Origin of the sequence: Methanosphaera sp. BMS (assembly GCF_003268005.1) — an archaeon.
Classification (GTDB): domain Archaea; phylum Methanobacteriota; class Methanobacteria; order Methanobacteriales; family Methanobacteriaceae; genus Methanosphaera.
Genome location: NZ_CP014213.1, coordinates 2,556,988 through 2,569,499, shown reverse-complemented (window position 1 = coordinate 2,569,499; position 12,512 = coordinate 2,556,988). Strand labels below are relative to the sequence as shown.

Below are 12,512 nucleotides of genomic sequence, written 5' to 3'. Positions count from 1 at the left end.
GATGCACAACAGCATAAAATATTTGTGTGTTTTTCTATGTCTTTCATCATATTCCAATTACATATCTGAAATACTTTTCGTTTTATGAACATGTTATTTGCCTGTTAGAGTCAGCATATCCACAGTAGTTCAATTTTGTTAAAATCCTCTGTCTTAATGACAATGTGGCATTAGCTTTCTTAACATCCTTTACCTAACAAGGTCTTAGATACTCCTCACAAAAACCTACCAGTAACATATTACTGGACTTTGCCAGGCTTCCCAGGTTTATCTTTTATTAGATACGATATAGCTTCGGCTCTCCCATTACACCGACGGATATATGGGTTGTAATCTATAGATGTCCTTTTTCACTTCGTCTGCCTATCTGCAATCACAGTACATCCTTTAATCATCCCACATTACTGGCTCATTATTACGATGCTTATATCAGTTCATTTATTATTAGAGATCTTAGTCTTTCTCTCACCCACTACTTCATAGATGCTAGAAGTAATATTAGGCTTTACCTATAATGTAATCCACCCATTGTTACCAGTAGTGCAGTTCAAGGGAGAATAACCCATATAACCATGTTAAATACACCCTAAACGAATATAATACTAACACGCCTAAAGCATAGTTTAAGGTGAGAACAAATTAAAGACAAGTGCCTGTCACACAAAAAGTAATGATAATGCAATTGATTAATATTCATTGAAATTGAATATCATTTTCCTTTGCATATCCTGGTACTAATTCATAGATTAATTTATTTAGCAAGTCCCTTGTAGGTGCCCTGAGCGTTAGTCTTTGATAGTGTTCCGGCCCATGTACCACGTATGATACGTCTCCATCGAATACCTTGTTTTCCGGTATTTTCTTATCCTGTGGAAAATCTCCTACAGGCAGTTCGGCACTGTAATAGTTATTCATCTTTCCTTCAACGTTTTTGGCTGTCCATTTACCACAGGCCATGTCTACCAGTTGACATAGTGGATATACATCGGTTGTAGCGGCAGTCATGTATCGGGTCCCGCTCGGTCTTGTATTTAGTTCTATTATATAATCTTCACTTTTTGTCGTATCATGAAGTATGTCTATGTCCATTGTACCCTCTACATTTACAAGTTGGGCCAGTTTTTCGGCAAGGCTTCTTAAGGCTTTGTTATGTGAGTTGTTATCCAATCCCCCAATATCCAAGGGACCCTGTTTTATCTTGGCAAGAGGATGTGTTCCTTCGGTTGTAGTTATTCCCTTGTAGATTGGTGCCAGTGAAATTTCCTGGTTATTCCATCTTAGAACTTCAATTGATGCTTCAAATCCTTCAACATATTCTTCGGTAAAAACATTATCCTTGTCTTTGATGAACTCTTCCACATCATCATCATTTAGTGCTATTTTTACTCCTGATCCACCTTGTCCTTCGGGTGTTTTAAGTACTATAGGTAGTTCTTTTTTGATTTCATCAGTATTGTATTTTTCATCTACTTTTCTAAAGAGGGGTGTTTTAATATCGTTTTCCAGGAGCAATTCTTTTGTTTGATATTTGTCCGCTGCCAGCTTGGCACAATCGTAACCTGCGGCAACAACCGGTATTCCATTTTCTGATTCCAACTTATCCTTTAACAAACCTACATCAACCAATGGCTTATCTATCCCTATAAGTGGGATTACAGCATCTACATCTTCTTTTAAAGCAATTTCCCCGGGTTTATCCATTCCCCGTTCTACTATGTAATGTTTGTCTGCCAAGTCAATGTTGGGAGCGTGTTCATTTGATTCAGTGATGATACTTGTTATTCCTTTTTCTTTTGTATACCAAGATATGTCATCAAATAATCGTGATCCTATAAATAATATTTTCAATTGAATGCACCTCATATATTTTTGATTATTGTTTCTGCCAATTCTTCAATACTGCTGTTTACTTCATCCGATATTGTATCCACGAGTGTCATATCCTTCGGCTGTATTCCCAGTGTTAAAATCTTACATCCCACACTGTCTTCAAGGTAGTTTATCAGGAAGGATATTGGCATGGTATGTGTTGAGAAGTTGAATGTATCTATCTGTTTTTTATCAACTATGATAAATGATCCCGGCTTATCAGAAAATTCCACCGCATCTATTATGATTAGGTGTGAGGGATTTATTTCTCTTATTTCTATTGTATGATTTTCCGGTGCTGTTGCCGCATTTAACAGATAGATATTGTCTGAATCAACATCGGAGTTTACTAATTTTTCATAGATTATGTCTATTATCTTTGGTCCTGTTGCGTCGTCTCCCCGCAGGGTATTTCCTATTCCCATAATCAGCAGCTTATCGTAGCCTGCTATAAATTCACTTATTGTATCTTCTTGTTGTTTGGATAGTATTTAATCCACCCCCCATCGTATATTTTAGGTTTATTGTAATAGTTTCACCTTCATCCACATTCAACTGTTCAACAGGTATTAAAAGTGGTGGATTTAACATTGGTGTTGGCTCCAGTATTACCTCATCAGTCAGTATTGTATATGTGGTTATTTTTATGGCGTTCAATAATCCGCCATTTTTGACTTTTATCTGTATATCCTCTTCATATTCTGGTTTATTATATTGATTTAGTTTAATCATGCCATATTTTACTTCATCTGACAGTGAGGTATATTTTGGATGTTCGTCTTCATAGTAACATATTCCCATGATTTTGGAATTGATTAATTCGATTGTAGAATAGACTGCCATTGGAATAAATTCCGTATTATCAGCGGCATATTTTATTACATTGTTGATTACGGGTATTTGTTCTTCATCTATTAAAGCAGTGTCAAGCATTTCACATATGACAACATCAATATTTTCCATAAATTGATATTCTGTTGCATCAGCTTGTATGAATTTAATGTTATCATATTTGTCCAGATTTTTTCTTGTTTTATCTGCTATTAACGGATTTTGTTCTATTGCATAGACATAATCGGCATATTTACTTGCTTTTTTGGCAAGTATTCCCGAACCTGTCCCTAAGTCATAGCAGATTCCATGAACTTTCTTTTCAATGGCTTTGAAAAAAGCGGTGACTCTTTTTTCGTCATTATCTAAATCATCGTAATATGTCATCATATATTTTATATGTTGATGGATTCTAAAAAAATTTGTTATAAAAAAAATTGTTGAAATATTATGTATATGCAAAAGTTTATCGGGATTTCATTGGAATTATAGCGTTTTGTTTTATAGAAATTATGTAGCTTGACGGTCATTTATAGAGCAAAATGCATTTAATGTTAGGTTAAAAATAGAAATATTACTTGGAAAAATAGGATTATGGGATTTTGTAAAGTTTTTTTGAAAAATGAGATTGAATAAATTGTTATGAAGATAATAAATTTATAAAAAATATGTGGGTATAAAAATTTTTATTTAAATTTAATTATCTTGTTTTACTTTCTCAAGTTCACCAGTTCCTGCACTGGTTAGTTTTACATGTTCGACTCCTTTTAATCTCATGATTTTTTCGGTTAAGTCTCTTATGTAAATCACATCGCCTTTGACTATGATTACTTCAAGGCAATATTTTTCATTCATATGTATATGAAGACTTGCATTAATTTGATTACGATAGTCATGTTGAATATCGGTTAATGATTCCATTACGCCAACATAATGATGATCATAGATTACGGCTAACACTCCTACGCGTTCACCTTCCATATCATTCATCCACTGATATCTTAGAATGTAATCTTTTAATGCATCACGTATACCTTTTGAACGAGATTGATAACCTCTATCCCTTAAAACATCATCAAATTCATTGAGAAGTTTGTTAGGTAAAGACATACTTATTCTCATAACAATCTCTCCTATAGTAAATTAAAAAATACTTAAACAATTATTCTTTCAATAACCCCCCATAATTAAATCAAGATTAGTTAAATAAAATTACAGTTAATGTTAAAAGAATCCTTATTTTTTATTTAATATTTTACTTTGGTTTACAATAATACATTATTCCATATTATTGTTATTATTTATATACCTTATTATATATAGAAGTTATGTAAAATAAGTACAATTAAAAAAAGACACTTATTAAAGTTATTAATCAAATAAGAATAGGATTATACCCATTTTATCAATAATAAATAATTAGCGGATAAGTATTAAAAAAAAGAGTATAACATAAACGATAATACTTTTAAATAGATTATTAACACTTTTTGAAAGGATTTGATAAAAAATAATTTAATTAATCCAAAAGGTTTATATATAACATCAAATAAAGTACTATATAGTTGTTAGTAAAGAACTAATAACGATACATATGCAGCGATAGTCCAGGCTGGCTAAGACTCTACCCTGCCACGGTAGTGACCCGGGTTCAAATCCCGGTCGTTGCATTATTCACATGCGGTTGTAGTCTAGTCTGGCTAGGACTTGGGCCTTCCAAGCCTACGACCCGGGTTCAAATCCCGGCAGCCGCACTATACCTTTTAAAACTATTTTTACTATAATTTCTATACATTACAGCAAACATTATAAGACAGTACTATTTATATTAATTTAATGATAATATTAAATAATAACAACAATTGAGGTATTTCTATGATAGGCATAATAGTAGGTGCTGGACGTATAGGATATAACTTGGCACTAGCAATGTCCGAAAAGCATGACATTACATTAATCGATAAAGACAAAGCACAATGTGAAAAGATAGCAAACTTATTGGACTGTTATATCATTCACGGCACTGCAACCAATACAAAATTACTTGAAGAGGCAGACATAGACAAAGCCGACTTTTTCGTAGCCGCTACAGCCAATGATGAGGTTAACCTACTATCATCAGTATATGCTAAGGACCATGGAGTAAAAAAGGTTATTTCCAGACTGAACAATGTAGATCACAGAAACATATTCATCAAACTGGACATACCATTTATTAACCCCGAAAGAAGTGCCACAAGATACATCGTGCGAAATATCATCCGTCCAACAGCACAACGCTTAGTTTCAGTGGGTAAAGGAGACGCTGAAATATTAGAGATAAAGGTAAGAAACAAAGACATATTATTTACCCCAATTAAAGAAATAGAAAACAATACGGACAAGTTTATAATTATAACAATATACTCCGGAAATGAAGAGATAATACCTACAAACGAAACGGAACTGGGTTATGATGACCGGATTGTAGTGCTGGTAAAACGAGATTACATTAAAGAAGTACGTCATTTTTTTACAAAAAATGATTAATCCTCTCCCTCCCATTATTTTGATGATTAATATGAATTATGAGAAGATTTTAACGTTATCCTATTTTTTAAGAAGAGAAGGCATGGATGTCAGTATACGTAGCAGCATAACCGCAACAGTCATATGGGACCAATATAAAAGTAAGCTAACATTAACTGAATTGAAGGATGCTTTGAAAAGTGTCTATGTGAAAAATAAGGAAGACCTTCCCAAGTATGAAAGGGCCTTTAACAATGTATTCATATACAATAGAGATACTAAAAACAGAAAGGCCGATTATGTTCCGTTGGATATAAAGGAAAACCAACAGTATACCAAAACAGCCAGTGAAAACGGTCCCCGTGAGGATACAACCCGTGAAACCATTATTCGAAGAAGGCTGGAGCATAAAAAACTAGTGGACAACAGTATTTTAGATGATAAGCTATCCACATTGGACAGTATTGATTATAGGGTATATTCATTATGTCAAAAGTTCAGCAAGAAAATAGCAAACCATAGAAGCCTTAGAAAAAAAGAGGAATTCTCCCATAAAATCAATATTCCAAAGACAATCAGGAAAAATCTTAAAAACGGCGGACATCTAATCAACTTGGTATACAACAGGCCACCCCACCATAAATCAAAGCACATATTCCTATGTGATATCAGTATATCCTGTCAATGGGCTACAACATGGTTTTTTGCATTGATGTGCGGTTGCCATGACAGTTTTGATAGGATGAACATTTATGATTTTGATCATAGAATTGTTGATGTGACTCAAATACTTGACATGGAATTCAAAAACTCTTTTCAAATAAACGTTGCACATCAGGGGATGGGTTTAAGACCAAGAGGTCATTCGGATATGACAAAGGCGTTCGGACAATTTTTAAGGGACTGCAAATTGGATTATCAGACTGATGTCATCATACTGACCGACTGCAGAGATTGGAATGGAAGACGCGTCAATGGAGTATTGGAAAGTGCCAAGATACTTAGAAAGATCATAGTCAAAAGCCGTAATGTATACATATTCAATCCTGAAAATAAAGTCAGATGGAATACTCCAACCAGTTGTGTGAAAGATTATGAAGAAGTAGGGGCCAAAGTATTTCAGACAAGCACCTTGAACGAATTTGCCAAGGTTATACGTGAAATTTAATATTAAAAAGAAGTATTTGAAAAAAATAGAAAATTTAGAAGGATTTTACTCTTCCTTAAGCAGTTTCTCGAAGAAATCCATATCCACATTATCTGCCAGTAAGTCACCCAATTGATCATAATTGGCAGTTTTTGCTTCCTTGAATTCATCGGTTGTTATGCCTAATGGATCTAATCCTTTTTTAACGCGTAGCATATCTGTAAACTGTCTTCTGAATTCGAAGTTATGGAATATTCCATGGAAGTATGTACCGCATACATTGTCTTTTATTGCACCGTCATAGATTCCATCGGTATCATTACCGTTTCCCTTAATTATTTTTAAAAATGGTTCCACATTATCGGATAGGTGGGTTATTCCTTCATGCAATTCATATCCCGTTACAATTGTATCCTTCTTAAAACCTAAATCACTATCATTTATTACAGTAGCTTCACTTTGTTTTACGACCTTTTCTATTTGGCCAAACTCGGTAACCATATCAAGTAATCCCAATCCTTCTACGGTTCCATGCTTTGATTCTTTGCATTCAGCATCAATAATTTCTTTGGACAGCATCTGATATCCACCACATATACCGATTATTGGAATCTTCTTAGCCAGTTGCTTTATCCTATCAAATGCACCGGATTTTTTAAGTTCCTCGATATCATTTACCGTATTTCTTGTACCTGGAATAATCAATGCATCTATACCTTCAAAGTCATCATATATGTCCACCAATTTTATTCCCACGTCAGGTTCATAATCCAAAGGATCGATATCTGTGAAGTTTGCTATTCTAGGAAGCCTTAATGTCCCTATGGTTATTTTTTCATTTTCATTGAACTGATGAATGGATAATGATGCGGAATCTTCCTCAGGAATATTTAGGTTTTCTGCAAATGGGACTATACCGATTACGGGTACACCCGTTAATTCTTCAATTTTTTCTATACCTGATTTAAGTACATCTGCATTTCCTCGGAACTTGTTTATGATTATTGCCTTGATTCTTTTTTGATCTTCTTCAGGAAGTAGGTAATATGTACCTACAATGGACGCAAATACTCCTCCCCTATCAATATCGGCAACCAGGATTACATCAGCATCGGTTATTCTGGCAATTAACATGTTTGCCAGGTCCCTATCATACATGTTGATTTCCGCAGGTGATCCGGCACCTTCAATTACAGTTATGTCATAATCCTCCTTCAGGTAATCCAATGATTCATGTATGGCTTTCAATGCGTCTTCCCTGAAATTTTCCTGATATTCATCAAATCGCATATCCCCCGCCGGTTTTCCCTGAACTATTACTTGTGATGTAAAATCTTCTTTTGGTTTTAAAAGTATTGGATTCATATGGCAATTAGGTTCTATCCCTGCTGCTTCAGCTTGCATTACTTGAGCTATTGACATTTCATCATTGTCGATTGTTGTATATGAATTTAAAGACATGTTTTGTGATTTGAAAGGTGTGACTCGGTAACCTTTTCTTGATAATAAGTTACATAATGCAGCTACTGTTAATGTTTTACCTGCATTTGATGATGTTCCTTGAAACATTATGTATTTCATTTTCTTTCTCCTGACTTTTTTAAAAGTATATAAGTATATTTATTATATCTTACATTAATATTTTAATTTTTAAATAACACATTAATTTAGCCAAGTAATAATTAGAAAATTATGCAAAAAAGACACTTTTAAATACCTATGGTTACTTAAATTTATTATGTAAATAATATATAAGAAAATAATAAAAAAAATATAATAGTAATAATCGAACATCACCCAATTAAATAAAGGAGGAATAAAAATAACCGAGATTGAAAATAACAGTATAGAAGAAAACAGTACTGATGAAAGTTTAGAAAATGAAAATACCCAAGAAGATAATGAAGAAAATATAGAAACAAATACCTCCGAAGAAAACAGCAAGAACGAATTCATCCAAGATGAGATAAACCCCGAAGAATACGCCGATACAGACACCATCCATATTCCAGAAATGCTTATTGACCAGATAATAGGCCAGGAAGAAGCTGTTGAAACCATAAAAAAGGCGGCCAAACAACGAAGAAACGTGCTGCTTATTGGAGAACCGGGTATCGGTAAATCAATGATAGCAAAGGCAATGGCCGAACTGTTACCACCGGAAGATTTACAGGACATACTGATATATCCAAATATAGAAAATCCAAACAATCCATTGGTAGGCGTTATGCCTGCAGGCCAGGGACAAAAAGTAATGGAAAATGCCAAGAAAAACATAAAAGGTCAGGAAGAAAGAAAAAACATGATAATGATAGCGGTAATGGCTCTTATCATGGCTATCGGATTTATGACAAACCAATTCCTAACTGCAATCATTGCGGTAGGTATAATCTTCTTTGCATTCTACCAGATTAAACCAAAAAACCAGCAGTCATCACCTAAACTACTGGTAAACAATGACCAAAAGAACGTTGCACCATTTATCGATGCAACGGGTGCCCATGCAGGTGCATTACTGGGAGATGTAAGACACGACCCATACCAATCAGGAGGTCTTGGAACACCAGCACACGAAAGAGTTGAAAGCGGTATGATACACCGTGCCAACAAGGGAGTTCTTTACATAGATGAAATCGGTACAATGACTATGAAAACCCAACAGGAACTACTGACCGCACTTCAGGAACACAAGTACCAAATTACCGGTCAAAGTGACAACAGCAGTGGTGCAATGGTAAGAACAGATGCAGTTCCATGTGACTTTGTACTTGTAGCTTCAGGAAACCTTGAAGTACTGGAAGATATGCACATAGCCCTAAGATCCAGGATAAGAGGATACGGTTATGAAGTATTTATGAAGGACAGCATGAAGGATACACCTGAAAACCGTAAGAAACTTGGCCAATTCGTGGCTCAGGAAATCAAAAATGATGGAAGGATACCTCAGTTTACAAAAGAGGCTGTTGCAGAAGTCATTAAAGAAGCACAACGTAGAGCTGGTAAAAAAGATTCCTTAACATTAAAATTAAGGGATTTAGGTGGTCTTGTACGTGCAGCAGGAGATATTGCGGTAGAGGAAAATGCAAACAAGGTAACACCGGACCACGTGTTTGAAGCTAAAAAACAGTCAAGAACATTAGAACAACAAATAGCAGACAGATACATCTCACAAAGAAAAGAATACAGTGTATTTGCAAACGAAGGTTCAAAAATAGGATGCATAAACGGATTAGCAGTTATCGGAAACTCCAGTGGTATAGTACTACCTATTGCAGCTGAAGCAGCACCATCACAAAGTAAGGAAGAGGGAAAAATAATCGCTGCAGGTAAACTGGGAGACATAGCAAAAGAAGCAGTTCAAAACGTTGGTGCAATCATCAAGAAAAGTATTGGAACAGACATATCAAACTATGACATACACATCCAATTTGTACAGTCATATGATGGAGTGGAAGGAGACAGTGCAAGTGTATCAATGGCAACCGCCATCATATCCGCAATAGAAAACATACCAATCGATCAGACACTGGCATTGACAGGTTCACTCAGTGTTCGTGGAACCGTACTGCCTATAGGTGGTGCAACATACAAGATAGAAGCCGCCGCAGAATCCGGAATGAAAAAGGTCTTAATCCCTGCAAGTAACATCAATGATGTATTAATCGACAAGAAATACAAGGACATGATAGAAATCATCCCTGTAGAAACATTGACTGATGTACTTGAACATGCACTTGTAGGACCTAAAAAGGACGAATTTATCAAAACATTGAAAGAGAACAAAATTGATAAAATCAAAGAAATGATTCCAAAGGCTTCTGACATCGTAACCCCCCAAATAACCAAAAATTAGAGGTTAAATCCCCTAATACTTTCTTTTTATACTATTTTTATTAAAGTCTGGTTATAAATTATACTTTATAATTGCTCAATTAACAGATATAAATAAATATTAATTTTATTAAATATTATAATATTGTAAAATAATATCAATTTGAAAATGAGAGAAATATAGTTAATCAAAACTATAACTATTTTATAAAAAATATGCATAAACAAGATTTTAAGCGATAATACGCCAGTATTATCATTTGTCAGACGAACGAATAAGAACATACCCAGATAAGGAAGTATGAAAAATGGAAAAACTAGAATTTAAAGATTTGGACATATCTCCAGAAATACAAAAGGCAATAGAAGACATGGGATTTGAAGAAGCAACACCGATTCAATCATTAGCCATACCAAAAATATTAGCACACAAAGATGTAACGGGACAAGCACAAACAGGTACTGGAAAAACAGCGGCATTCGGAATACCCCTACTTGAAAATCTAGACAGTAACGATAACAGTCTACAAGCAATAATTTTATGTCCTACACGCGAATTAGCAATACAAGTGGCTGAAGAGTTAAGAAAATTGGCAATATACTTACCTGAAATTAATGTATTACCCGTATATGGTGGCCAACCAATTGAAAGACAAATCAAAGCACTGCAAAAGGGAGTGCAGGTAATAATAGGTACACCGGGACGTGTAATGGATCATATCGATAGACAGACAATTCACTTAGACAGCATCAAGACCGTGATTCTTGATGAAGCGGATGAAATGTTAGACATGGGTTTTAGAGAGGATATTGAATATATCCTAGAAGACATACCATATGAAAGACAATTCCTACTATTTTCTGCAACACTACCTGAGGAAATACTTCAAATGACCAACCGGTACCAGACGAATCCAGAAATAGTTAAGGTAACACAACACGAACTGACAACACCAGACGTGGAACAGCTCTATTTTGAAGTTAAAGAAGATATGAAACTGGAATTATTATCAAGACTGCTTGATTTAAACAATTTTGATTTATCCTTAGTATTCTGCAACACGAAAAGAAGAGTGGATAAACTGGTAAGTCACCTGCAAATACGAGGATATCTTGCAGATGCATTACATGGAGATTTAACCCAAAACCAACGTGACCAGGTAATGAATAAGTTTAAAAACGGTAACATAGAAGTATTAGTGGCTACCGATGTTGCAGCACGTGGTATTGATGTAAGCGGAGTGGAAGCAGTATTTAACTTTGAGATACCTAACGACAACGAATACTACGTACACCGTATAGGACGTACAGGTAGAGCCGGAAAGAGCGGTAAGGCTTTTAGTTTTGTATCCGGACGTGAAATATATCAACTCAGGGACATCCAAAGATATGCAAATACCAAAATTGAACAGGCACCGATACCATCCATCAGCGATGTGGAAGAGGTTAAAAAGGACAACTTCATAGAACAACTGAAAACCAAGATAAATACTGAAGACATCACAAAGGAAATTTATATCATTGAAAAACTTATAGAGGAAGAATATAACTCAATTGATATAGCTGCAACGTTGCTTAAGGAAATCATGAGAGACGGACGAGTTGAAGAAGAATTTGGTGATACCGAAGCTCATGATGGTTTTGTTAAATTCTTCATGACTGTTGGAAGAAAACAGGACATGACAGTATCGGTAATATTGAACGCCGTTCACGAAAAAACAGGACTTAACGGCCACCAAATAGGAAATATTGACATATTCGACAATTTCTCCTTTGTGGAGATTCCAACCGAAAATGCAAGTGACTTCTATAGATTCATGGGCGAAACCCATATTGACAATAAGCACGTGCACATCGAACCTGCAAAGCCTAGAGAAAAGAAAGGACATACCACCAATTACGATAAAAAGAAAAAATTCAGCAACAAAAACAGATTTAGAAAAAACAATCCCAACAAAAATTTTAATCCAAAACGTAACGAGTACAACAAGAAGTACAACAAGAATAAAAACAACAACTACAACAACAGAAGAAACAATTCCCGAAATTACAACAACTACAACAACAACAATCGCTACACCTATAATCATTACGACAATTATGAAAACGATGACTATAACCGTTATGACAACGATTACAACAGCTATGACAAAGACAACAAATATGAAAATAAAAACTACAATAAGAACAGTTACTCAAACAACAAGTACAATAAAAGATATAACGGCTATAAAGACTATGATGAATATGATTAATTCATCAGCCCATATATTTTTTTAAAAAAAAATTAAAACAACTCAGCCCCACCTGATTTAAATAGGAAACT

The 12,512-nt window shown here is 34.7% G+C and carries 9 protein-coding genes and 2 tRNA genes; 6 read left to right on the top strand and 5 right to left on the bottom strand.

The window, feature by feature from the left end; genetic code table 11:
• Positions 1 to 693: 693 nt before the first annotated feature.
• The 4 genes from AW729_RS09790 to nikR form a co-directional block, all read right to left on the bottom strand.
• Complete coding sequence (locus AW729_RS09790) at positions 694 to 1,848, bottom strand: ATP-grasp domain-containing protein (protein WP_112124940.1); 1,155 nt, start codon at positions 1,846 to 1,848, stop codon at positions 694 to 696.
• Between the two features lie 11 nt (positions 1,849 to 1,859).
• Positions 1,860 to 2,294 carry a hydrogenase maturation peptidase HycI gene (gene hycI / locus AW729_RS09785; protein ID WP_112124939.1) on the bottom strand — a complete coding sequence of 145 codons (435 nt, stop codon included), beginning with the start codon at positions 2,292 to 2,294 and terminating at the stop codon, positions 1,860 to 1,862.
• A 31-nt stretch (positions 2,295 to 2,325) separates the two neighbouring features.
• Positions 2,326 to 3,090 carry a methyltransferase domain-containing protein gene (locus tag AW729_RS09780; RefSeq protein WP_112124938.1) on the bottom strand — a complete coding sequence of 255 codons (765 nt, stop codon included), beginning with the start codon at positions 3,088 to 3,090 and terminating at the stop codon, positions 2,326 to 2,328.
• A gap of 306 nt (positions 3,091 to 3,396) precedes the next feature.
• Positions 3,397 to 3,822, bottom strand: coding sequence for a nickel-responsive transcriptional regulator NikR (gene nikR, locus AW729_RS09775; protein WP_112124937.1), 426 nt, complete (start codon positions 3,820 to 3,822; stop codon positions 3,397 to 3,399).
• Positions 3,823 to 4,296: 474 nt separating this feature from the next.
• On the opposite strand from nikR, the gene AW729_RS09770 reads away from it, so the two are divergent.
• The 4 genes from AW729_RS09770 to AW729_RS09755 all read left to right on the top strand — a co-directional run bounded on the left by AW729_RS09770 (position 4,297) and on the right by AW729_RS09755 (position 6,376).
• Positions 4,297 to 4,370, top strand: a tRNA-Gly gene (locus AW729_RS09770).
• A 10-nt stretch (positions 4,371 to 4,380) separates the two neighbouring features.
• Positions 4,381 to 4,454 (top strand) — tRNA-Gly (locus tag AW729_RS09765).
• A 121-nt stretch (positions 4,455 to 4,575) separates the two neighbouring features.
• Positions 4,576 to 5,229 (top strand): TrkA family potassium uptake protein, encoded by a 654-nt coding sequence (locus AW729_RS09760; RefSeq protein WP_112124936.1) that lies wholly within the window; start codon positions 4,576 to 4,578, stop codon positions 5,227 to 5,229.
• 31 nt (positions 5,230 to 5,260) lie between these two features.
• Positions 5,261 to 6,376 carry a VWA domain-containing protein gene (locus AW729_RS09755; RefSeq protein WP_236951226.1) on the top strand — a complete coding sequence of 372 codons (1,116 nt, stop codon included), beginning with the start codon at positions 5,261 to 5,263 and terminating at the stop codon, positions 6,374 to 6,376.
• Positions 6,377 to 6,421: 45 nt separating this feature from the next.
• Here AW729_RS09755 and cobQ read toward each other — a convergent pair whose 3' ends face one another.
• The gene (cobQ, locus tag AW729_RS09750; RefSeq protein ID WP_112124935.1) at positions 6,422 to 7,936 is read right to left on the bottom strand and encodes a cobyric acid synthase CobQ; all 1,515 of its coding nucleotides are present in this window, start codon (positions 7,934 to 7,936) and stop codon (positions 6,422 to 6,424) included.
• 373 nt (positions 7,937 to 8,309) lie between these two features.
• On the opposite strand from cobQ, the gene lonB reads away from it, so the two are divergent.
• On the top strand, positions 8,310 to 10,208 hold the full coding sequence (lonB, locus tag AW729_RS09745) for an ATP-dependent protease LonB (RefSeq protein WP_394339572.1): 1,899 nt from the start codon (positions 8,310 to 8,312) through the stop codon (positions 10,206 to 10,208).
• A gap of 286 nt (positions 10,209 to 10,494) precedes the next feature.
• Entirely contained in the window at positions 10,495 to 12,441 is a 1,947-nt protein-coding gene (locus tag AW729_RS09740) for a DEAD/DEAH box helicase (RefSeq protein ID WP_236951225.1), read from the top strand.
• The last annotated feature ends 71 nt before the right edge of the window (positions 12,442 to 12,512 follow it).

Bases quoted from the DNA above. Each gene is read 5' to 3' on its own strand.
- hycI (WP_112124939.1), bottom strand. From the start codon at position 2,294: ATGGGAATAGGAAATACCCTGCGGGGAGACGACGCAACAGGACCAAAG.
- cobQ (WP_112124935.1), bottom strand. From the start codon at position 7,936: ATGAAATACATAATGTTTCAAGGAACATCATCAAATGCAGGTAAAACA.
- AW729_RS09780 (WP_112124938.1), bottom strand. From the start codon at position 3,090: ATGATGACATATTACGATGATTTAGATAATGACGAAAAAAGAGTCACC.
- AW729_RS09740 (WP_236951225.1), top strand. From the start codon at position 10,495: ATGGAAAAACTAGAATTTAAAGATTTGGACATATCTCCAGAAATACAA.
- AW729_RS09760 (WP_112124936.1), top strand. From the start codon at position 4,576: ATGATAGGCATAATAGTAGGTGCTGGACGTATAGGATATAACTTGGCA.
- nikR (WP_112124937.1), bottom strand. From the start codon at position 3,822: ATGAGAATAAGTATGTCTTTACCTAACAAACTTCTCAATGAATTTGAT.
- AW729_RS09755 (WP_236951226.1), top strand. From the start codon at position 5,261: ATGAATTATGAGAAGATTTTAACGTTATCCTATTTTTTAAGAAGAGAA.